Source organism: Janthinobacterium sp. BJB401, assembly GCF_013372745.1.
GTDB lineage: Bacteria > Pseudomonadota > Gammaproteobacteria > Burkholderiales > Burkholderiaceae_D > Janthinobacterium > Janthinobacterium rivuli.
Genome location: NZ_JABXFH010000024.1, coordinates 67,541 through 89,263 on the forward strand (window position 1 = coordinate 67,541; position 21,723 = coordinate 89,263).

22 protein-coding genes are annotated in these 21,723 nt (G+C 65.0%); 9 read left to right on the forward strand and 13 right to left on the reverse strand.

Annotated features, from left to right (window positions below; all coding sequences use genetic code 11):
• Nucleotides 1-5: 5 nt before the first annotated feature.
• The 8 genes from HWE17_RS16600 to HWE17_RS16635 form a co-directional block, all read right to left on the reverse strand.
• Nucleotides 6-1,352, reverse strand: a complete 1,347-nt coding sequence (locus HWE17_RS16600) for a CpaF family protein (protein WP_099402623.1) — start codon at nt 1,350-1,352, stop codon at nt 6-8.
• A 49-nt stretch (nt 1,353-1,401) separates the two neighbouring features.
• A complete protein-coding gene (locus tag HWE17_RS16605; protein ID WP_176389499.1) occupies nt 1,402-2,562 on the reverse strand; it encodes an AAA family ATPase in 1,161 nt (386 codons plus the stop codon).
• Between the two features lie 37 nt (nt 2,563-2,599).
• Nucleotides 2,600-2,872 (reverse strand): pilus assembly protein, encoded by a 273-nt coding sequence (locus HWE17_RS16610; protein WP_176389500.1) that lies wholly within the window; start codon nt 2,870-2,872, stop codon nt 2,600-2,602.
• Nucleotides 2,873-2,881: 9 nt separating this feature from the next.
• A complete protein-coding gene (locus HWE17_RS16615; protein ID WP_176389501.1) occupies nt 2,882-4,387 on the reverse strand; it encodes a type II and III secretion system protein family protein in 1,506 nt (501 codons plus the stop codon).
• A 31-nt stretch (nt 4,388-4,418) separates the two neighbouring features.
• Nucleotides 4,419-5,252: a Flp pilus assembly protein CpaB gene (cpaB, locus tag HWE17_RS16620; protein ID WP_176389502.1), complete on the reverse strand. Its 834-nt coding sequence runs from the start codon at nt 5,250-5,252 to the stop codon at nt 4,419-4,421.
• 42 nt (nt 5,253-5,294) lie between these two features.
• Nucleotides 5,295-5,855, reverse strand: coding sequence for a prepilin peptidase (locus tag HWE17_RS16625; RefSeq protein ID WP_099402620.1), 561 nt, complete (start codon nt 5,853-5,855; stop codon nt 5,295-5,297).
• 115 nt (nt 5,856-5,970) lie between these two features.
• On the reverse strand, nt 5,971-6,144 hold the full coding sequence (locus HWE17_RS16630; protein ID WP_071650303.1) for a Flp family type IVb pilin: 174 nt from the start codon (nt 6,142-6,144) through the stop codon (nt 5,971-5,973).
• A gap of 204 nt (nt 6,145-6,348) precedes the next feature.
• Nucleotides 6,349-7,038: a response regulator transcription factor gene (locus HWE17_RS16635; protein ID WP_099402619.1), complete on the reverse strand. Its 690-nt coding sequence runs from the start codon at nt 7,036-7,038 to the stop codon at nt 6,349-6,351.
• A 559-nt stretch (nt 7,039-7,597) separates the two neighbouring features.
• Between HWE17_RS16635 and HWE17_RS16640 the strand changes: the two genes are divergently transcribed.
• From HWE17_RS16640 to HWE17_RS16650, 3 genes are read left to right on the forward strand one after another with little or no spacing between them, the layout of a single operon-like run.
• Nucleotides 7,598-8,086, forward strand: coding sequence for a TadE/TadG family type IV pilus assembly protein (locus HWE17_RS16640; RefSeq protein ID WP_099402618.1), 489 nt, complete (start codon nt 7,598-7,600; stop codon nt 8,084-8,086).
• Nucleotides 8,086-8,688, forward strand: a complete 603-nt coding sequence (locus HWE17_RS16645; protein WP_176389503.1) for a TadE/TadG family type IV pilus assembly protein — start codon at nt 8,086-8,088, stop codon at nt 8,686-8,688. The genes HWE17_RS16640 and HWE17_RS16645 overlap by 1 nt, the downstream gene beginning before the upstream one ends.
• Nucleotides 8,688-10,052, forward strand: a complete 1,365-nt coding sequence (locus HWE17_RS16650) for a VWA domain-containing protein (RefSeq protein WP_176389504.1) — start codon at nt 8,688-8,690, stop codon at nt 10,050-10,052. Before HWE17_RS16645 ends, HWE17_RS16650 begins: the two co-directional genes overlap by 1 nt.
• 13 nt (nt 10,053-10,065) lie before the next feature.
• On the opposite strand, the gene HWE17_RS16655 is transcribed toward HWE17_RS16650, so the two are convergent.
• Nucleotides 10,066-11,916, reverse strand: a complete 1,851-nt coding sequence (locus HWE17_RS16655; RefSeq protein ID WP_176389505.1) for an amidohydrolase — start codon at nt 11,914-11,916, stop codon at nt 10,066-10,068.
• Nucleotides 11,917-11,983: 67 nt separating this feature from the next.
• On the reverse strand, nt 11,984-12,637 hold the full coding sequence (locus tag HWE17_RS16660; RefSeq protein ID WP_035826352.1) for a hydrolase: 654 nt from the start codon (nt 12,635-12,637) through the stop codon (nt 11,984-11,986).
• Nucleotides 12,638-12,855: 218 nt separating this feature from the next.
• Between HWE17_RS16660 and HWE17_RS16665 the strand changes: the two genes are divergently transcribed.
• Nucleotides 12,856-13,110, forward strand: coding sequence for a hypothetical protein (locus tag HWE17_RS16665; RefSeq protein WP_099402614.1), 255 nt, complete (start codon nt 12,856-12,858; stop codon nt 13,108-13,110).
• Nucleotides 13,111-13,117: 7 nt separating this feature from the next.
• Here HWE17_RS16665 and HWE17_RS16670 read toward each other — a convergent pair whose 3' ends face one another.
• The 3 genes from HWE17_RS16670 to HWE17_RS16680 all read right to left on the reverse strand — a co-directional run bounded on the left by HWE17_RS16670 (nt 13,118) and on the right by HWE17_RS16680 (nt 17,139).
• Nucleotides 13,118-15,256, reverse strand: a complete 2,139-nt coding sequence (locus tag HWE17_RS16670) for a TonB-dependent siderophore receptor (protein WP_035826349.1) — start codon at nt 15,254-15,256, stop codon at nt 13,118-13,120.
• Between the two features lie 74 nt (nt 15,257-15,330).
• Nucleotides 15,331-16,758, reverse strand: coding sequence for a M23/M56 family metallopeptidase (locus HWE17_RS16675; protein WP_176389506.1), 1,428 nt, complete (start codon nt 16,756-16,758; stop codon nt 15,331-15,333).
• A gap of 3 nt (nt 16,759-16,761) precedes the next feature.
• The gene (locus tag HWE17_RS16680; RefSeq protein WP_035826344.1) at nt 16,762-17,139 is read right to left on the reverse strand and encodes a BlaI/MecI/CopY family transcriptional regulator; all 378 of its coding nucleotides are present in this window, start codon (nt 17,137-17,139) and stop codon (nt 16,762-16,764) included.
• A 415-nt stretch (nt 17,140-17,554) separates the two neighbouring features.
• On the opposite strand from HWE17_RS16680, the gene HWE17_RS16685 reads away from it, so the two are divergent.
• From HWE17_RS16685 to HWE17_RS16705, 5 genes are all read left to right on the forward strand, one after another.
• On the forward strand, nt 17,555-18,925 hold the full coding sequence (locus HWE17_RS16685; protein WP_035826342.1) for a DEAD/DEAH box helicase: 1,371 nt from the start codon (nt 17,555-17,557) through the stop codon (nt 18,923-18,925).
• A gap of 131 nt (nt 18,926-19,056) precedes the next feature.
• Nucleotides 19,057-19,857 (forward strand): 2-oxo-tetronate isomerase, encoded by an 801-nt coding sequence (otnI, locus tag HWE17_RS16690; protein WP_035826339.1) that lies wholly within the window; start codon nt 19,057-19,059, stop codon nt 19,855-19,857.
• Nucleotides 19,858-19,945: 88 nt separating this feature from the next.
• The gene (locus HWE17_RS16695; protein ID WP_176389507.1) at nt 19,946-20,764 is read left to right on the forward strand and encodes a hypothetical protein; all 819 of its coding nucleotides are present in this window, start codon (nt 19,946-19,948) and stop codon (nt 20,762-20,764) included.
• Nucleotides 20,749-21,219: a hypothetical protein gene (locus HWE17_RS16700; protein WP_176389508.1), complete on the forward strand. Its 471-nt coding sequence runs from the start codon at nt 20,749-20,751 to the stop codon at nt 21,217-21,219. Before HWE17_RS16695 ends, HWE17_RS16700 begins: the two co-directional genes overlap by 16 nt.
• Nucleotides 21,220-21,299: 80 nt before the next feature.
• A complete protein-coding gene (locus HWE17_RS16705) occupies nt 21,300-21,719 on the forward strand; it encodes a VOC family protein (protein ID WP_035826338.1) in 420 nt (139 codons plus the stop codon).
• Nucleotides 21,720-21,723: the final 4 nt, after the last annotated feature.

The window sequence follows — 21,723 nt, forward strand, 5'->3', positions numbered from 1 at the left end:
GGCGGTCAGCGCCCCGCCGCCGTGGGCTCGAACAGGGCGGCCGAGACGCCGATGCCAAAGCTGTTCAGGCGTTCGAGGAAACGCGGGCGGATGCCGCTGGCCGAGAAATGCCCGACCACCGCGCCGCCCTCTGCCACGCCCGTCTGCCTGAAGCTGAAGATTTCCTGCATCGTGATGACCTCTCCTTCCATGCCCGTGATTTCCTGGATCGACGTGACCTTGCGCTTGCCGTCGATCAGGCGCGACACTTGCACCACCACCGACACGGCCGAGCTGATCTGTTGCCGGATGGCCTTGCTGGGCAAATTCGCCGCCGCCATGCTGATCATGTTTTCCAGCCGCGTGATGGCGTCGCGTGGCGTATTGGCGTGGATGGTGGCCATCGAGCCTTCGTGGCCCGTGTTCATCGCACCCAGCATGTCGAGCGCCTCGGCGCCGCGCACCTCGCCCAGGATGATGCGGTCCGGACGCATGCGCAGGGCATTGCGCACCAGCGCGCGCTGCGATACTTCCCCCTTGCCTTCTATATTCGCGGGCCGCGTTTCCAGGCGCACCACGTGCGGCTGCTGCAATTGCAGCTCGGCCGCGTCTTCCACCGTGACGATGCGTTCCGTATGGCCGATGAAGCCGGAAATCACGTTGAGCATGGTCGTCTTGCCGCTGCCCGTACCGCCGGAAATGAGGATGTTCATCTTCGCCTTGCCCAGGCCCTGCAGCACCTCGGCCATCTCGGCCGTCATGCTGCGGTAGGCGACCAGGTCGGCCAGGCGCAGCGGATCGACGGAGAAACGCCGGATCGACATCACGGGGCCGTCGATGGCCAGCGGCGGGATGATGGCGTTGACGCGCGAACCGTCGGGCAGGCGCGCATCGACCATGGGACTCGATTCGTCGATGCGGCGGCCCACGCGCGAGACGATCTTGTCGATGATTTTCATCAGGTGGGCGTCATCGTCGAAGCAGATGTCGGTCAGCTCCAGCCGGCCGCCACGTTCCACATACACCTGCTTGTGGCCGTTGACGAGGATGTCCGACACGCTGGCGTCCGAGAGCAGGGTTTCGAGCGGCCCGAAGCCCAGCATCTCGTGCTGGATGTCGCGCGTGAGGCTCCGGCGCTCGGCGTCGTTGATGACCACCGCCTCTTCGTCCAGCAGGCGCTCGACCAGGCCGCGCAATTCTTCGCGGATGCGCTCCTGCGACAGGCGCTGCATGCTTTCCAGGTCGACTCTTTCGAGCAGCAGTCCATGGATGCGCAGCTTGAGGTCGCGGTAGCCGTGGTTGTCGATGGCGGCCGCGCGTTGCGGCGCGAGCGCGGCGATCTTGGCGCTGCCGAGCCGTTCGCGGATGGACAAGGCGGCGGTGGGGGAACTAGCCATGAAATGCTCCTGTTTAAAAGGTGAATCAGGCGCGCCGCAGAACACGGCCCAGCCAGCCCTGGCGCGCCGTGCTGGCCGCGCCACCGGCCAGGCTGGCGGCGAACTCCTGCAGCGAGCGGGTGATCGGGCTGGCCTTGTCGAGCTGCAAAATCGGCATGCCCTGGTTGACCGAGGCGGCCGCCGAAGCGTAGTGATTCGGCACCGTGCGGTAGACGGCCGTGCCATACGCCGCTTCCAGGTCGCGCAGGCGGATTTCGCCGCCCTTGTCGTGGCGGTTGACGATGATGTGCACCTTTTCCTTCGCGTATTCGAGCGAGCGGAACATGCCCAGCAGGCGCTTGCCGTCGCGGATGTACGGCAAGGTCGCCTGCAGCACGGGAAAGATCATGTCGGCATGGTCGAGCGCGCGCACGCTGACGGCGTCGAGGTTGCGGCCCACGTCGAGCACGATGAAATCGTACTGGCGCCTGGCTTGCCGGATGATGGCGTCGATGTGCTCGGGCGCCACTTCGCTGGCGTGGGCCGGATCCTCGGGCGCGGCCAGCACGCTGTAGTTGGGCAGGATGTGCAGCATGCTCGACCCGAGGAACGAGGAGTCGAGCCGGTGGATGTCGCGCGTGACGTCGGACAGGGTGGCCAGCGGCTTGTTCTCGGAAACGAAGAGCGAGGCGTCGCCAAAATGCAGGTTCATGTCGATCAGCGCAACGCGCTGCTGGCCGCCGGCGGCCAGCGCATAACCGAGGTTGCTGGCAATGAAGGTGGCGCCGCTGCCGCCCTTGCAGGAAATGAAGGCGAGCACCTTGCCGTTGCCATGCTCGCGCCGCTCCAGCTTTTCCTCGATGCGTTCGAGCGCAGCATGCAGGCTGGCCGGCGCGGCGGGAAACGGCAGCACGTCGCGCACGCCCGCGCGCATGGCCTGCAGCAGGAATTCGGGCGCCTGCTGGTGGCACAGCACGATGAAGGCCATGCGCGGATGCAGGTTGCTGAGGCGCTCGATGGCGGCCAGGTCGGCGCCGTCGTTCGATGGGCGGTCGAAGATCAGCACGTCGGGCAGCGACTGCGCCGCCAGCAGCGGTTCGAGCGAGTCGCCGCCGGCGCTGATCTCGTCGAGCCGGTTGCGGCTGCGCAGCAACCGTCCCAGTTCGGACAGGGTTTTTTCATCCCTGGAATGGATGGCGATTTTCACGATATGCCTTGCTGATTCTGTGGTGACGGTGCCAGGTTCACGGACGCGTCCCGACACCGATGGTAAAGGCGGCCCCCTGCGGCGCGGGCGCGGCAAAGCTTTTCTGGTACGCCGCGTAGGCGGCCTGAGCGGCCTTGCCGTCGATGCCGGCCACGGGGTCGCGGTTCGCGCCCGCCTGCGGCGGCAGCACTTGCCGCGCGCGCAGCTGCGCGACGCTGTGGCCGAACTGGCGATCCAGGTTCGGCGTGGCGGCGCAGCCGCTGGCGGCCAGCGCGGCCAGCAGCACGGGAAAGTAAAAAGAATGCTGCATGATGTGCTCCTATTGAGTGTCCGGACCGGGCGCCGGTGTCTGCGCGGCCGCTTCCTGGCGTGGCCGTGGCGCGGCGGCGCCTTCCATTTTTCCCTGCAAGAAGAACTCGCCGCGGCTCGGCGCCACGTAGGCGTCGGTCGGCAACACGATATCGGCGCCATCGGCGGTATCGAGCGGCTTGACCAGGTGCGGCGTGATGATGAATACCAGCTCGGTACGGTCGGTCTGGAAATCGCTGCTGCGGAACAGCGCGCCCAGCACGGGAATCTCGCCCAGGAAGGGCAAGGCCTTGATGTTGGTCGTCACATTGTTCTTGATCAAGCCGCCAACGGCAAAACTCTGGCCATCGAACAGCTGCACCGTGGTGGTGGTGCGCCGCGTGGTAAAGGCCGGCAGCACCGCATTGGCGGCGGCGCCCCCGCCCGTGGTGATGCCGATGCCTTCGCGGTTCAGCTCCGACACTTCCGGCGCCACCTTCAGGTTGATGCGTCCGCCTTCCAGCACGGTGGGCGTGAACTTGACGGCGATGCCGAATTCCTTTTCTTCCAGCGTGATCTTGTTGGTCGTGCTGTCTTGCGCGACCGGTATGAAAATCTTGCCGCCCGCCAGGAAACTGGCTTCCTGGCCACTGATGGCCATGATGTTCGGCTCGGCCAGCACCTTCACCAGGCCGTCGCGCTTTTGCGCATCAAGCGTCAGCCCGTTGCCATTCTTGCCGTTGACGGCGCCCAGCTGGCTGGGGTTGCCGCTGAGCAGGTTCGACAGCAGGCCGTAGCTCCAGTTGCCGCGCGTGCCGCTGAGGCCCACGCTGGCGCCGAGCTGGTCGACGAGCGTCTTCGACACTTCGGCGATCTTCACTTCCAGCATCACCTGTTGCGGCGCCGCGATCGTCAGCATATTGATGACCTTGACGCCGCCGCCCGCGCTGGCGGCGGCGTCGGCCGGCGCGGAAGGTGCAGCCGCCTCGCCCACGCCGCGCTGCGCATAGGCTTGCGCCATCTCGAGGATCTGGCTGGCCTTGACGCCGTCGCTCACCTGCCCCGACAGCACGATGCTGCCGCCGGCCGCGCCAACTTTCACGGCGCGCTCGCCAGGAAAGACATAGGCCAGCTGTGCCTGCAAGCCTTCGACGTCGATCTCGACTTCAATATCGACGATCACGGGGCGCTGCTGCCGGTCCCACAGGATCAGGTTGGTGCTGCCCGGGGCCAGGCCCCAGACGAACAGCTGGCTGGACGAGCCCAGCATCCTGGCGCCGGCCACCCTCGCATCGTTGACGGCGATCTGCGACACCGGCAAGCTCAGCTTGCGCAAGGTGGACTTGCCCACGGCGATGCGCACGGGCTCGCCCAGGCGGGCGATATCGGCGCCCAGCGACATGGCCGGCGCCGCCACCGGCGACATGACGGCTTGCCTGGCCGGCGCCGCCGCGATGGCGATGGCTGGCCAGGCCAGTGCTGCCGCCAGGGCCAGGCGCATGCCCGCACTCGTGGCGTGCTTACGAAATGTGTTCATCGATCATCCTTGCTCGCTTGCCTGCTGATTTTTAAAATTGCTGGACGCTCGTATCCATGCCCTTGATGACGGTGATGCTGTCGCGCGCGGCGGCGCGTGCCGGGGCCGGTTGGCGCCGCGCCGCGCGCACCGGCGCGGCCGCCGGTGCCGGCGCCTTCAGTTCCAGCAGCGACTCCTTGGTGGCGCCGCCCGTGTTGACGGGTTCGGGATCGACCTGGTTGCGCAGCACCAGCGACAGGCTGCCCACGCTGCGCGCCAGATCCAGCTTTTCCACCTGCTCCGGCGTCAGCTCCAGGGTCACGGCGTTGACCACCTTGGGTTTGTTGTCGTCGCGGCCCGACTCCTGCGCCACGGCCAGCACGAGTATGCGTTCAAGCACGATCTTGGAAATGGCCAACGGCTCGCCGCCCGCCTGCCTGGCGCGGTCATCCTGCGTATGCACGAGAATGTCGACGAAATTGCCCGGCAGGGCGAAGCCGGCCACGCCCACCACGTCATTGACGCGCACGGTCATGGCGCGCTTGCCGGCCGCCACGATGGCCGACAGGCCGCCCGTGGCGCCGGGCGGCGCGAGTTTGCTTTCCAGCACAGGCTCGCCCTTGCTGACGGCGCTGCGCGTGATGCGCCCGTCGAGCGGGCCGGCCTCGCCGAACGCTCCGGGCGGCATGGCGCCGGTCGGCCAGTCCATGCCGCGCAGCATGGCCGGCGTCACCTTCGCACCCACGCCGATATCGACCAGCGCGACCATCACCGTCTGGCTGGCTGGCGCGCCCTGCCCTGACATCCAGCGCGCGGCCGCCAGCACGGCGCCCCCCGCCATCAGCAACGCCAGCAGCAGCACGATCGCAACGCGGCTATTTCTCATTGTTTTTCCTCTTGGTAAAACTGGGGTTTCCGGACGGACGCGTCATGCCTGGCCGCCGGCCGCCAGGGCCAGCCAGATGGCGGTGCCGGCGGCAATGGCGATCGCATACGGCAAGTTGCCGCCCGGCGCGGCGGGCGCGTCAAGCTGCGGCGCCTCGCCCGCCGCGGCGCGCAGCCAGCCTTGCAGCAGCAATTGACGGGCATTGCCCAGCGACTGGCGCAGCGTGCCCTGGTACAAGGCCACGGCCAGCGCCAGCACGCCGCCGGCGAGCAGGCTGCACAGCACGGCAAACACGGTGGCGCGGGGACCTAGAAACGCTCCCACCATCGCCATCAGCTTGACGTCGCCCGCGCCCAGCGCCTTCAGCGCATGCATGGGCAACAGCAAGCCCAGGCCGACGGCCAGGCCGCCCAGCGCCAGCCACGGTCCGGCCGGCGTTACCCCGGGCAAGGCCAGGCTGTTGAGCAGCACGCCCAGCACGGCGCCGGCAAACACCAGCCGGTTGGGAATGCGCCGGCGGCGCACGTCATGCCAGACAGCCGCGGCAAGCAGCCCCCACAGGGCTATGGCGGGGCTGAACGTCCAGAAAGAATGAGGGTCCATCGTGTACCTGATGCAAGCCGAGCGCATGACAGCATGCGCATCGTTGGGCGGGAAGTCGGCAGGCCGGTGCGCATGGGCAGCCGGCCTGTCGGGTGCAGCGCGGTGGGCAGGCGTTTTAAATCGCCGCGCCCGTCAGCTTGGTGCCGATCGCCTTGAAGGCGCCATCGAGGCCGGTGGTGAAATAGCCGACGGCCGTGACCAGCGCCGCAGCCACCAATGCCGCGATCAGCGCATATTCGATGGCAGTCACGCCATCTTCTTCGGCGATAAAGTTTTTAATGAAATTCATATTATTCCCTTTCAGGTCAAGTTTTAAACATGATAAAAACTGAAAATACAGTCTGAAAATAAAAACATTATCCTTGTTTTTATTTGCCAATTTCTGATGCGTGTATTTTATATAAACAAACATAAAATCGAATCAGAGAAAAGTCATTTTGTGCGCAGTACAAAACATCTTAATTTTTTGTCTATAATCAGGACATATGTACTGTCATTCCGCATGGATGGGCTCGGCCAGCCGGTTGCGGGTGGCGTACACATATAATTCCAGGCGGTTAGTGACGTCGAGCTTGCTGTAGATCGATGTCAAATGATTACGCAAGGTTTGCTCCGAGATAAAAGCGCGCTGGGCGATCGCGCGGTTCAGCGCGCCATTTCCTTCCACCATCATGGCAACGATCTTGCGCTCCTTCAGCGTCAGCCTGGCGATCCGCTGCTCTTCCGGATCGGGCGCCGCTTCCGGCTTGTTCAGCACGCCCAGCATGCTGTCGAGCAGCGCCGGATCCAGGCACAACTCGCCCTGATGCAGGCGGGCGATGGCGTCGACCATTTGCTTGACGGGCGTTTCCTTGCCCACCACCGCGCGCGCGCCGCTGCGCACGGCGCGCCCGCAGGCGGCCTGGTCCTGCGTGCCGCTGAACAGCATTGCGCGCGACACGCCATTGCCGAGCAGCTGCGGCAGGTAATCGATGGCGCAGGCGCCGCCGCAGCCCAGGTCGGCGTCCAGCACGATGACGTCGGGGCACAGGGTCCGCGCCAGCAGCAGCGCGCTGTCGATCTCGGTGGAACTGGCCACCACCTGCATCGCCGGCTGGGCGCTGGCGAACAACTGCTCCAGGCCCCACAGCCAGGTCTTGTGGTCCGACACCAGCATGACGCGGATGACATTGTTTGTTGACATGCTTTACCTCTTTACTTGAAGCCCACTCCCCTCGGGGAATGTTGTTGATCCGAATCGGGTTGCCTGCCTCGTCCGCGCGCGCCTTCTGCTGCCGCGCGCAGGGGGAAAAAGTCATGGGGGCACGAAGGAAGAGGCCTTGGTCCGGCATGCGCACACGCGGTGCGTGACCCAGGCCAGCGGACGCCGCATGGCGGGCGTGTGCCGATGGAGGAGCAGCGTGGCCAGGGCGGACGCACCGCGAGTGCGCCATCGCAGCTGCCACCGCTGCTGTTGCTTACATTGCAGCATTTTGTTGCATCACCTTGCAAAACAAGTCCTTGCCTGCACGCAGGACAATCCTGACACCAGGCCTGTTTTCCTACCCGCGCATATTACTCCCGGCCCTGTGGGGACGGGGCCGGCACAATTGAAATAAGGCAGTTAATTACGATTATCTTGACCTGTAATAATTTAAATGGCGGACACGCCATTGAAAATCGATATAAAATAATCGCCAGTCAAATGGCGCAATGCCATCCGCCCGACATTCGTCATCGCGGAACTTAACCGGATTATTCCCATGCGTTTAAAACAGGCCGATTCCCGCATATTCCGCAAGCACGACGGACAAGGCGGCACCACGCTGCTTGAATTGGCCCTGATCACACCGGTCTTTCTTATGCTGATAATCGGCATCATCGAATTGAGCATGGCCTATTTTGCCAATATGACCATGCAGCACGCGGTGCGCGAAGGCGCGCGCTATGCCGTCACGGGGGCCAAGGACCTCGACCCCGACAGCGCCAACCAGCAGCGTTACCAGGCCGTGATGCAAAAAATACGCGACAGCTCCATGGGCATGTATGACAAGGTCAGCCCCGTGATCTCCGTCAACGGCAGCGATGCGGTCGGCGCCGCCATGTTCGGCCAGGCCGGCGATATCGTCGTCATTACCGTCGATTGCCGCTGGGCGTTTGCCACGCCTTTGATCCGTGCCCTGTTCCGCGATGGCCAGGCGCATTTCGTCGTGGCGGCCACCATGCGCAATGAAAGCTTTGGCGGCCTGTGATGCGCGGCTACTTTCCTGCGCGCGCCGCGCGCGGCATCGCCGCCGTGGAATTTGCCATCGTGCTGCCGCTGCTGGCGCTGCTGCTGTTCATGGTGGTCGATCTGTCGCGCGCCATCCAGGCCAAGACCATCCTGCTCAACATCAGCCGCGAAGGCGCCAACCTGGCCTCGCGCTCCACCTCCGACCTGAGCGGATCTAGCCAGGCCATCATGAATGCGCTGGCGGCCAGCACGCCGCCGCTGGACATGAACCAGCGCGGCATGATCTATATCACCAAGATCATGGGCTACACGGCCAAGAGCGGCATGCGCAACATCGTGCTGGAACAGTACCGCTGGGATGCGGGCGCGAAGGCCAGCGGCTACCTGCCCGCCAGCCAGGTGTGGCAATGCGGCAGCTGGAGCAATGGCGCGTGCACGGGCATCGCCAAGGACGAGTCCGCCCCCACGGTGGCGTTGATGCGGGACCAGCTGTCCGACGGCGAACTGATCTACGCCGTGGAAACTTTCTACAATTTCGACATGCTGTTCGGCAGCTTGAAAATTGGCAACAGCACGACGCCCGTTCTGGGCCCCAACCTCACTTCGATGACGGTATTCTGATGCGCATTCCACACAAGCGGCAAGGCGGGCAAGTGCTGATCATGGTGGCGCTATCGGCCGTCGTCTTGATCGCCTCGGTGGGCCTGGCCGTCGATTCGGCCCTCGGCTACTTCGTCAAGGCCAAGCTCAACGCGGCCGTCGATTCGGCCAGCCTGGCGGCGGCGCGCGGCGTCACGGCGGGCAGCTCGGAAGAGGAACAGCGGACCAATGCGCGCCAGTCGGCCAAGGAATTTTTTGACATCAATTATCCGGACCAGTTCCTGCTGTCGACGCCGACCCTCAACCCCGTCGGCGTCACGTTCGACAAGGGCATCGTCACCATCGACGTCTCTGCCACCGCCTCGCTGCCCGTCTCGCTGATGGGCGTACTCGGCTTCAAGACCTTGAACGTGGCCGCCACCGCGCAAACCATCCGCAAGGATCTGGACATGGTGCTGGTGATGGATACCTCGGGCTCGCTGGCTAGCAATGCCGACGCCGTGCGGGCGGCGGGCAAGTCCTTCCTGAATAAATTCAATTCCACCGTGGACCGCGTCGGCTTGCTGCATTTTGCCAGCGGCGCGCAGCTCGATCTGCCGATCAAGACAAGCGATCGCGGCTTCGATCGCACGCAGGCTGGCAATGCCATCAATGGCTACAAGTTCGGAGGCGGCACGAATTACTCGGAAGGCATGTGGAATGCTCAGGATCAGCTCAATAGCATCAGCCAGAACAATCGCTCCAGCCTGCGCGTCATCGTGTTCTTTTCCGATGGATCTCCGTCCGCCTTTTCCTCTTACTTTTTCCCCGCTACCACGGGCAATTGCACGAAAGCGGGAGCGCTGGCCGTGTACGACGATTTACCATCGAGCGGTTTTGCGACAGATGGACTGTACCGTATCAATGCAAGCAGCGCCAAGCTCGCGCCCGAGACCTATTGCACCAGAAACCTGATCAGTGAATTGCCGACCTGGTATAACGCGCACAATCTCCCCGCCCAGGCCGACGATCCGACGGCACGCGAATTCCCCATCGTGACCACTACGCCGCGTGCGGTGAGCAAAGATATGTCCACCAGAAAACTCCAGTGGATCAATATGCACCGTGCATCGCGCAACCTGGCAGAGGCGATGGCCAGCAAGGCACGCCTGGAAAATACCTACATATTTACTCTGGGCATGGGTGCCGCGCTGAAGGCCAAGGCCGGGCCGGACAATGAAATCGGCGAGGACTTGCTGCGCTGCATGGCCAATACGGCGGATGCACCAAACCGTTGCCGCAAGCCGACCGAACCCGTGGGCCTGTACTGCTATGCGGCCACCGAGAGCGAGCTGAGTCCCTGTTTCACGCGGCTCGCCTCGGCCATCCTGCGCATTTCCAAATAAGGCGCGCCACCGGCTAGAAGGCGAAACAGCTGCAGCCGAGCGTGCCCCAGAAGCCGGAAAAGTCACTGATCGGCACGGCCGATTTGCGCGCCCGGTCGTGGGCGTGCGCATGCACGCCGCAGGCGCCCGCGCACTGGTGCGGCATGGCGGCTTGCGCCTGCTTCGCCACGGGCCGGTAATGGCCGGGCACCGCGCGCACGGGCGACCACTCGGGCAGCACGGGAATCAAAGGCGGCGCCAGTGCCGAAAATGGCCCCTGGCCGTAGACGACCTTGCCGCCGACGATGGTCAGCACGGATTCGATCGACTTGATCGCTTCTTCCGGCACCGTGAAATAATCGGCCGACAACACGGACAGGTCGGCCAGCATGCCCTCCCGGATGCGCCCCTTCTTGCCTTGTTCACTCGAGAACCAGGCGCTGCCCGCCGTCCACAGTTCCAGCGCCGTGTCGCGCGACAGTCTGCCCGCCGCATCCGTCAGGGCCAGGCCGCCCACGGTGCGCCCCGACACCAGCCAGTACAGCGCCGTCCACGGGTTGTAGCTGGCGACCCGCGTGGCGTCGGTGCCGCCGCCGACGGGCACGCCCGCGTCGAGCATGCGCTGCACGGGTGGCGTGGCCTTGGCGGCATCCGCGCCATAACGCTCGACGAAATACTCGCCCTGGAAGGCCATGCGGTGCTGGATGGCCAGGCCACCACCGAGCGCCCTGACGCGGTCGATGTTTTTCGGGCTGATGGTTTCCGCGTGGTCGAACAGCCAGTGCAGGCCGGCGAACGGGGTGTCGCGGTTGACCTTTTCAAACACGTCGAGCATGCGGCTGATCGATTCGTCATAGGTGGCGTGCAGGCGGAACGGCCAGCGTTGCTCGACCAGGTGGCGCACGACCTTTTCCAGCTCATCTTCCATGCCGGCCGCCAGCTCGGGGCGCGGCTCGAGGAAATCCTCGAAGTCGGCGGCGGAAAAGACCAGCATTTCGCCGGCGCCATTGTGGCGGTAAAAATCCGTGCCGTCGCCGGGTTTCACCATGCCGGTCCACTTCTGGAAGTCCTGCAATTCCGCGCCCTTGTTTTGCGTGAACAGGTTGTAGGCGATGCGGATGGTCAGTTGCTCTTTTTGCGCCAGTTCGTCGACGACGGCGTAATCCTCGGGATAATTCTGGAAGCCGCCGCCCGCATCGATGGCGCTGGTGATGCCGAGGCGGTTCAATTCGCGCATGAACTGGCGCGTGGAGTTCACTTGCAGCTCGCGCGGCAGGCTCGGGCCTTTCGCCAGGGTCGCATACAGGATCATGGCGTTCGGGCGGGCGATCAGCAGGCCGGTCGGATTGCCGGCCGCATCGCGCACGATTTCGCCGCCGGGCGGATTCGGCGTGTTCTTGTCGTAGCCGACGGCGCGTAGGGCGGCGCGGTTGAGCAGGGCGCGGTCGTACAGGTGCAGGATGAAGACGGGCGTGTCGGGCGCGGCCGCATTGATTTCATCGAGGGTCGGCATGCGCTTTTCCGCGAACTGGAATTCCGTCCAGCCGCCCACCACGCGCACCCATTGCGGATTCGGCGTGCGCAAGGCTTGCTCCTTGAGCATGCGCAAGGCGTCGGCCAGCGAAGGCACGCCTTCCCAGCGCAATTCCAGGTTGTAGTTCAAGCCGCCGCGGATCAGGTGCAGGTGCGAATCGTTCAGGCCGGGAATCACCGTACGGCCATCGAGGTCAATCACCTGCGTGGCGGGGCCGCGGTGGCGCATCGCGTCTTCCACGTCGCCGACGGCGAGGAATTTGCCATCGGCGATGGCGACGGCGGACGCCAGCGGCTGCGTCCTGTCGACCGTATGGAAACGGCCGTTGAGCATGATCGTGTGTGCGTGCATGGGAACTCCCCAATCAAATGAAAACACGGCCCCGCCGGCGGGCGGCGGAGCCAAAATCAGCGAAAAATCAATGGCCTTCGCTGGCGTTGAACATGGATTTGGCGTAGATCAAGCCCAGGCCATAGCCGCCGCCATGCGCCACGGCCGTCGCCACCGTTTCATTGTAGGTCTCGCCGCGGGCCCAGTCGCGCTGCAGTTCCAGCAAGTATTGCACGGACGTCAGCGGCTGCGCGCCCGCCTGTATCATGCGCTGCATGGCCATCGCATGCGCTTCGTCGGAGACGTCGCCGCTGGCGTCGGCGATCACGTAGACGTCAAAACCTTGCTCCAGCGCCGACAGCGCAGGGCCGACGATGCACACGGACGTCCACAGGCCGGCCAGCACGATCTTGCCCTTGCCGTAGCCATTCACCTTGTCGGCGATGCGCGCATCTTCCCAGGTGTTCATGCTGGTGCGGTCGATCGGCGCCTGATCCGGGAAGACGGACTGGATCTCGTCGAAGATCGGGCCGGAGAATGATTTCGCCGCCACCGTCGTCAAAATCGTCGGCACCTTGAATTCCGCTGCCGCCTTGGCCACCAGGGCCGCGTTGTTACGCAGCAGGGCCAGGTCAATGGAACGGGTTGCGAAGGCCATTTGCGACTGGTGGTCGATCATGATCAGGGTATGATCGTTCGGGGTCAGCAGTTTTTGTGCGGCTTGGGCGGTGGCGATAGGCATGATGTTTTCCTTAGTGAAAATAATTGAATATAAAAAAGAGAGGTCGTTATACGGTGCTTCCGCTCCTGCCCTTGCGTCACCCTGTGTGTGCCGGGCCAGTGCTATGCAGTATGGACGAGATGGTTTGAAAACAAAAACGGAAAGAATGCCAAGCTATGTGCAATTTTTTCGATAATGAAAAATGACCGCAACAGCAAGCGACACATCAAGGAGAACACATGGGATTTGAATTCAGGATCACGGCCAGCCTGACGCAGGAACAGCGCCAGCACCTTGCACAGCTGCCAGAGTTGGTGGCTCCGGCGCCGCGCCCGCCCGGCGGCGCCATGCCTGACACCGAGGCCAGGCTGACGGATGCCGGCCTGTATGTGTGCCAGCACCTGCGCCCGGACCCGTGGCACGGCATGGAGACCGTGCGCGCCTGGCTCGATGCGCAGGGCGTACGTTATGCCGTCGACGAGATCGACGACTGAATAAAACCTACAAGGCGCCTTCGAGCATGACGCGCAGGGTGCGGTAGCTGCCCGTATCGACCGTGCGCAGCAGGCTGCCGCCGCCATCCGCATACAGGCTGCGCGTGCGCTCACGCTGGCGCAGCAGATTGGCGCCCGAGACGCGCAGGCGCAGCTGGTCGCTGAAGGTCCACAACGCGTACAGATCCAGTTCGCGCCGGGCGCCCTGCCAGGCCAGCAGCTGGCTTGACTCGCGCGTCCGTCCGCCGCCCTGGTAATGCAGATTGCCGCCCAGGGTCAAGGGCTTGCCGGCCAGCCGGTAATCGGCGCCCAGGTTGGCGCTCCACGGCAGTTGGCCATCGAGGCGGTTGTCCGGGCCGGCGACGGCGTCCAGCGTCGACCAGTTGCGCGCCACGTTCGCCCGCAGGTCCAGCGCGGGGGCGCCTGCCCACAGCGCCGACAGCGGCAGCTTCGCTTCCAGTTCGATGCTGCGCACCTGCGCCCTGCCCTGATTGACGGGCGTGGCCACCCAGCGCCCCTGGTCCTGATACAGCCGGTCCAGCATCACATCGCTGATGCGCCGCAGCGAGGCGCTGGCGCCCAGCATGGCGCCTTGCCCAAGATAGTATTCATAGGCCGCATCCAGACCCCACGCCAGCTCCGGGCGCAGCGCCGGGTTGCCCTGGTTGTCGGGGTTCACGGGACTATTGCCGTTGTCGTTGAGATAAGGGCGCGGGATCAGCTGGAAAATCTGCGGCGCCTTGTAGGTGCGGGTGACGGCCAGGCGCACCTGATCCTTGCCGGCCAGCTTCCACAGGCTTTGCAGCACGGGACTCCATACCTGCGCGCGCACGTCGACGCGGCGCTGCGCGCCACCATTGGCGCTGGCCGTGCGCAAGGTTTCCCAGCGCAGCCCCAGATACAGCGACCAGCGCGCGGAGATATCCCATTCATCCTGCGCGAACAGGGCCAGGCGCCGCACCGTGGCCGCATAGTCTTCGTCCGGCAGCACGGGTGGCCCGCCCGGCGACAGCTGGCGTTCGCGGCGGAACTCCGTGCGCCGCCGGCTGCCCGCATCCCAGCCCGCCGCCAGCGCATGTCCCTGGCCCAGAGCCCGGCGATAGGTGCCGCTGGTCTGCACGCCCACATCATCGAGGCCCGCATCGACCCGGCGCACATTCGCCGGCCCGGGTGTGGCGCTGACGCCCTGGAACAGATAGTCGCTGCCACGGTGATTGGCATCGAGGCCCAGTTTCATGTCGAGGCTATCCCCTGTTCCGAACTTGCGCAGCCAGTGCAGATCGCTGCGCACGGTGCCGCTGTCCTGAGTGAACGCGGCGTCGTTGTCCGGATAGTCGGTATGGCTGCCCAGGTAAGCCGTTTCCACGACCTGGCGGCGGCTGGCCAGGCGGCGCAAGCTGACCAGGCTTTGCCAGGCCAGGCTGTCTTCGCCCGCCAGCGCCCATTGCAAACGGGGCGCCAGCTCGAACGTATCGCTGGTCACGCGCTCGGTCAGCGGCATATGGCGCACCACCGTGGGCCTGCCTTCGCCATCAAATGCGCGGTTCCATTCGTCGAGCAAGCCCCGGCGCCCCGTGTGCGCGAGCGTGCCGGCCAGCGCATACGACAGGCGGCCGTCCTTGTCCGCCCACTGCACGGTGGCGCTGCCGGCGGGCATGCCGTGGCTGCCGGACGCCCCCAGCTTGAAGGTGCGTTCGCGCCGCTTGCCCGATTTTTTCAGCACGATATTGATGGAACCGGCGATCGCCTGGGCGGAAAATTGCGCCGTGGCGGCACGCATGATTTCCACGCGCTCGACCAGTTCCGGGTCCAGCGAGTCGAGCGAAAAACCGGGCGGCACGGGCACGCCGTCGAGCATGATCAAGGTGTAACCCTGGCCCAGTCCGCGCAGCTGGATTTGCCCGCCAGCCGTGCCCGAAGCCGTGCCGCCGATGGTAATGCCGGGCAGGCGTTTCAGGGCGTCGGACAGGGCACGGTCGCCCTGGCGTATCAATTCCTCGTGGCCGACGACGATGGCGGCGACGGTGTCGTTGCGGCGCTGCTCCACCTTGCCCGCAGTGACCGTCACGGAAGGCAGGACGTCTTCGGCACGCACGTGCGCCGTCAAGGGCAGCGCAAGGCTGCACAATACAATACTCAATCGCATGGGAAATCCTGAAAGGTCTGTGGTGGTGTCGGCTGGCGCGTTCCCGCGCTCAGCCGCCCCGTGGCCAGCTCACGCTAATGGCCGAATTGTTCCTTGCGCATGCGCAGGGCGCGCGCGGTGGCGTTGGCATCGAGGCCGGCCAGCCACTGTCGCGGATCCTGCAAGCGCCCGTCGCGGGTGACCTCGAAATGCAAATGCGGCCCCGTCGCCAGACCGGTGGCGCCCACGGTGCCGATGGCCTGCCCTGCCGTGACGGCCATGCCGGTCGTCAGCGTGACCCGGTCGAGATGGGCATACAGCGACGCGACGCCAGCGCCATGGTCGATGCGCACGGCCTTGCCGAGGCGCGCATCTTCGCTGACGCTGGCGATGCCGTCGGCCGCCGCATGCACGGGCGTGCCGCGCCTGGCGCCCAGATCGATGCCGCGATGGCCTTGCGGTGTCAACTCGCGCACGACGCCAAAGAAGCCGGTCACGCGCATGCTGTCCAGGGGATTGCGCAAGAGAGCTGGCGCCGTCGCCGGCGCAGCGAGCATGCTTGCCGGCGCGGCTGCCACGGCCCACGCCAGTGCCGGCTGCAGCGCCAGGCTGGCCGCGCCGATCGCGCACAGCAGCAGCGCCGTCAGCACCCGCAGGGCCGTGGATGGGCGCGCCTGCCCGTCACGCATGCGCAGCAGGCGCTCGGCCATGCCGCCGCCGCCAAAGGCCAGCCCCGGCAGCGGCTGGGCCTGCAGGCCCAGTTGCCTGACCAGGGCCGCCGCATATTGCTGGCGCTGGCGCGGGGGCCGGCCAGCCAGTACCTGGCGGTCGCAACCGAGCTCTTGCGCCCAAGCCAGCTGGCCGGCCAGCCAGCGCGCGGCCGGATTGAACCACAGCAGCGCCTGCAGCATATTGGCCAGCAGCAGGAGCACGGGGTCGCGCCGGCGTGCATGGGTCAGCTCATGGGCGATCACCAGTTGCTGCTGTTCCGGCGTAAATTGCGCCAGGTGCGCCGGCAACAGCAGACGCGGCCGCCACACGCCCACCAGCATCGGCGAGATCGGCGCCGCCACTTCCAGCACGTCCATGCCGTGCAGGCGGCGGCGCTGCGCCAGTTGCAGCAAGCTGCGCAACATGGCGTGGCCACGCTGCCAGCGCCAGGCTGCGCAAGCGACGCCCAGCAGGTAGATCAGACCCCAGGCGGATGGCACCAGGGCCAGCCAGGAAGCAGTGGGTGGCAGCCCGGCAGCTGGCCCAGCCATGGCCAGCTGCACGTCGGGCGCGGCGCCGGCCAGCGAAACGGGCACGCTCAGTTCGGGCACCACGCTCAGTTGCCGCGTGTCAGGCAGCAGCGGCAGCACGAACACGGCGGCCAGCACCAGTTGCGCGACTAGCCACACGCTGCGCTGCGCCGCCAGCGCGGGCCAGCGCCGTTGCGCCAGGCTCAGCAATGCCCACAGCAGCGGACCGGTCACGAGACAGGCGACGCTGGCCTGCAACAGTGTGAGGGAAAACAGCAGCATCGCTTAGTCCTTTCCCTCGAGCGGCCAGTCCTGCAGCAATTGCTCCAGCGCCGCCAGCTCCTGCTGGTCCACGAGTTTGCTGCCCGTAAACATACTGACCGGCAAGGGACTGTCGATTTCCATCACGCGCCGGCCAAAGTCGTGGGCGAACGCGGCCAGCGTGGCCACCTTGTCCACGTTCGCTTCATACACGAGCACGCCATGCACGCTGCGCTGCAGCAGCATGCCCTTGTCCAGCATGCGTTCGAGCGTCTTGCGCGTGGATGAAAACGACCATCCCAGCTCGTCTTCCACCCTGGCGTGCAATTCGCGCGCGGATAGCGGGTGGTCTTTCCACAAGGCTTTCAATAACGACAGTTCGGTGACGGAGGGCGTGCTCATGGTGCATCCTTTTAGTGACTATTGACGCAATTATGCGACAAGAGTCACACGCACGCAAGCGCTATGTGCGACAACTGTCGCATGCGCTAAAACGCCTCCCGCGCGTCTTGCGCTCGGGCACGCCATGTCCAGGCGGCGGCGAAAGGCCGCCTTGCCCGTGATCACATCGCCACTGCCCCGTTTACCTATCGTATGGCTCAGGCTTTCCAGGACGGCAGCGCGCCTTGGCCTGACTTTTCTTTACTTGCGGCATTGCAAAGCTGAAACAAAACAGGCGCGTTTTTGCCATGCTGTTATACTTCGCGTGTGCGGCACATATGACCAGTCCCCTTGCCGCTGTCTTTCGACCCCTAATCTGATTGCCTGCGACTGGCGCCTCACGATGGCGACAGGCCGATCTCACAATAAAGTTACCATGTCCTTTTCCTCCCTCGGATTGTCCGACGCTATCGTACGTGCCGTTACCGAACACGGCTACACCGTGCCGACCCCGATTCAGTCGCAGGCGATTCCCGCCGTGCTGGCTGGCGGCGACTTGCTGGCCGGTGCACAAACCGGTACCGGCAAGACGGCCGGCTTCACCCTGCCCGTGCTGCACCGCCTGTCGACGGACGCCAATGGCGCATCCATCACCAGCAACACCTCGACGCGCCCGATCCGCGCCCTGATCCTGGCCCCGACGCGCGAACTCGCCGCGCAGGTCGAGGAAAGCGTGCGCGCCTACAGCAAATACACCAAATTGAACTCGACCGTGATCTTCGGCGGCGTCGGCATCAACCCGCAAATCAAGCAATTGAAGCATGGCGTCGACATCCTCGTCGCCACGCCGGGCCGCTTGCTGGACCACATGGGCCAGGGCACGGTCGACCTGTCGAAAGTGGAAATCCTGATTCTCGACGAAGCCGACCGCATGCTCGACATGGGCTTCATCCGCGACATCAAGAAAGTGCTGGCCGTGCTGCCGCCAAAACGCCAGAACCTGCTGTTTTCGGCCACGTTCTCGGAAGAGATCAAGGCCCTGGCCGACGGCTTGCTGAACAAGCCAGCCATGATCGAAGTGGCGCGCCGCAATTCGACCGTGGAAGTGATCAAGCAAAAGATCCATCCGGTCGACCGCGACAAGAAGCACCCGATGCTGTCCTACCTGATCAAGTCGAACAACTGGACGCAAGTGCTGGTGTTTACACGCACCAAGCATGGCGCGAATAAACTGGTCGAGCAGCTGGGCGCGGACGGCATCGGCGCCCTGGCCATCCACGGCAACAAGAGCCAGTCGGCACGCACGCGCGCGCTGTCCGAGTTCAAGGATGGCACCTTGCAAGTGCTGGTCGCCACCGACATCGCCGCGCGCGGTATCGATATCGACCAGTTGCCACACGTCGTCAACTACGACTTGCCGAACATTCCGGAAGACTATGTGCACCGTATCGGCCGCACGGGCCGTGCCGGCGCCAAGGGCGAAGCCGTGTCGCTGGTCTGCGTGGATGAGCACGAAATGTTGAAAGACATCGAAAAGCTGATCAAGCAAACCCTGCCGCGCGAAGTCATCGAAGGCTTCGAGCCCGACCTGAACGCCCGCGCCCAGCCTGTGCAATTGCGCAGCGGCACCGGCGGTCACCGCAACAACAGCCGCGCGCCAGCTGGCGCCGTGGTGCGCGTGAAAACCGGCGGCAGCGGCGCCAAGCCACGCAGCGCCGGCCCAGCGGGCGGCGGTGGCGGCGGCAACCGTTCGGGTAATGCGCCGCGTTCGGCGGCAAACCATCGCTCCGGCGGCCGCGGCCGCTAATACCCACGGGTAAGCGTATCGCAGCAATAAAAACCGTTCCAGGACTTGTTTCTGGAACGGTTTTTTTATGCACGCCACCGATTGCCGAATTGGGCTAGGATAGTGTCCATCCTATTGACCTGCGTGCCGCCATGCCGAACTTCGCTGCCAATCTCAGCATGATGTTTACCGAACTGCCCTTCCTCGACCGCTTTGCCGCCGCCAGGGAAGCGGGTTTCGATGCCGTCGAATTTCTGTTTCCCTATGCCGTCGAGGCGCGGCAGATCGCCATGCGGCTGGAACGCCACCATCTGCAGCTGGCCGTCTTCAACTTCCCGCCCGGCGACTGGGAACACGGCGAGCGGGGCATTTCCTGCGATCCGCGCCGCGGCGAGGAATTCCGCAACAACGTGCAACTGGCGCTCAATTACGCGCTGGCGCTCGGGGCGAAACAGCTGCACTGCATGTCCGGCATCGTGCCGCCCGGCATGAGCCTGGAGCGGGCGCGGCAAAGCCTGATCGGCAACCTGCAATTTGCGGCCGACGCCTGCCGTCCGCATGGCATCAACGTGCTGATCGAGCCGATCAACCGCTACGACATGCCCGGTTACTTTCTGAACCATAGCCAGCAGGCGGCCGACATCATCGCCGACTGCCAGCGCAACAATATCTTCCTGCAATACGACATTTATCACATGCAGCGCATGGAGGGCGAACTGAGCAACACCATCCGCGCCCTGCTGCCGCTGATCCGCCACATCCAGATCGCCGATACGCCGGGTCGCCATGAACCGGGCACGGGCGAGATCAACTACCGCCATCTGTTCAAACTGCTCGACCAGGTCGGCTACGCAGGCTGGGTCGGCTGCGAATACCGTCCCGCCAGCGACACCGTGGCCGGACTGGGCTGGCGCGAACAATTGACAGGCACAGCGGGCACAATCGGCGCCTGATCGCAGCGCGCTTGCGCCGGCACAAGGCGGGCGGCGCAAGCCGGCACGACAATACCTTTCCATACAGTATTTCCTGTCGAGAGGTCACGTGCCCGCCCTGCCCGCCCGCCATTGCCGCGCCCTTGGCCTGAACCTCTGCCAGCACCTTTGCCTGGCGATTCTGCTGTGCGGCTGCGCCACCGCGCGCCCCGAGCTGGCGCAGGTGCGCGCGCTGGCCGCCGGCACCGATGCCTTGACCGCCTTCGGCGAACTGTCGCAGCGCCACGTCGACAGCTACCAGCGCGCCCGCCCCTATCTGTCGCCGGCCGAAGACGCGCGCGAACGCCTGCTCGATGCGCAGCGCCGTACCGCGCAGGCGGACGTGGCACGCCTGGCGCAGGCCGTGCGCCTGTACCTGCAGGCGCTGGGCCGGCTGGCCGATGCCGATGCATATGACGTGCGGCCGGAACTGGCCGCCGCCGGCGCCGCCATCCGCGCCTGGCCCGGCAGCGGCATCGACGACCGCCATGTGAGCGCCTACACCTTGCTGCTGCAGCAATTGTCGCGCCTGGGCGGCGCGGCCAGCCAGCGGGCGCAGCTGGCGCAAGTGCTGCACGACGGCGATGCGCCGCTGCAAGCCCTGCTGGCCGCGCTCGACAGCTTGCTGGCGCTGTATGACAAAAGCGGCGATAACGAGCGCGACATGGTGCTCGGCTTGCTCGATGTGGAAATCGCGTATGCGGACACGCCGCCGCAGCGCCTGCTGGCCGTGCTGGCGAAAAACATGCAGCAAAACAAAACCGAGGAATACCGCCTGCTTGGCTTGCGCCATACCCTGGCGCGCCGGCAACTGGCGGCACTGGGGCGCGAACACGCGCAGCTGGCCGCCGCCCTCACCACCACGGAGGCAAGATGGACGGATCGGTAGGCACAAGCCGCAGCGAACGGCGCGAAGCGGCTCTCAGCAGCGCCATGCGCGTCGAGCAACTGGCCGACAGCCTGTCGCAGGCGGCCGTCACCCTGCACGGCGCCGTCATGCGCGCCATCCGCAGGCGCGCCAGCCAGGGAGAAAATGGCATCAGCCACAGCCAGGCGCAAGCCGTCTTCGCCCTGGAAGTGGCCTTGCGCCAGCAAGCCAACCAGCTGTACGCCGATGCCGCCGGGCACACGGTGGCCGGCCTGGACACGGCGCAGCGCCAGCTCAGCGGCCTGCTCGACACGGTGCGCCTGCGCATCGCCCGCAACGACGACGTGCGGCACTGGATCAGCCTGGCGACGAGCTTGTTGCACTTGGGCAGCGCCGTGCTTGCCGGCAACCCCGAACGCATCCTGGGTACCCTGGGCAAGGTGCGTGAGCGGCTGCAAGAGATGGCGCCGGACTGATTGAAATCGGCCGGCGAGCGCCTATACTGGGACGTCCCCGCCAGGCAATCGTGCCTGCGGGACGACCAGAGGAGACCAACATGCGTATCGAACCGTATTTGCAATTCGATGGAAACTGCGCGCAAGCGCTGGAATACTACCGCCAGCACCTGCATGGCACCGACCTGTGCCTGATGCCGTATCGCGGCACGCCGATGCAGGAGCAAGTCAAGGAAGACTGGTATGACAAGATCATGCACGGCTCGGTGCAGCTGGGACCGACCATGCTGATGGGCTCGGACGGCGGCTGCAGCGAAGATGGCGCCAAGGGCATGCACGGCAGCTCGATCTGCCTGACCGTCGATACGCCGGAAGAGGCGGAACGGGTCTTCGACGCGCTGGCGCGTGACGGCAACATCCAGATGCCCCTGGAGGAAACGTTCTGGGCCAAGCGCTTCGGCATGCTGAAAGACCAGTTCGGCGTCGCCTGGATGGTCAACTGCCTCAAAGAACCAGCATAGAATG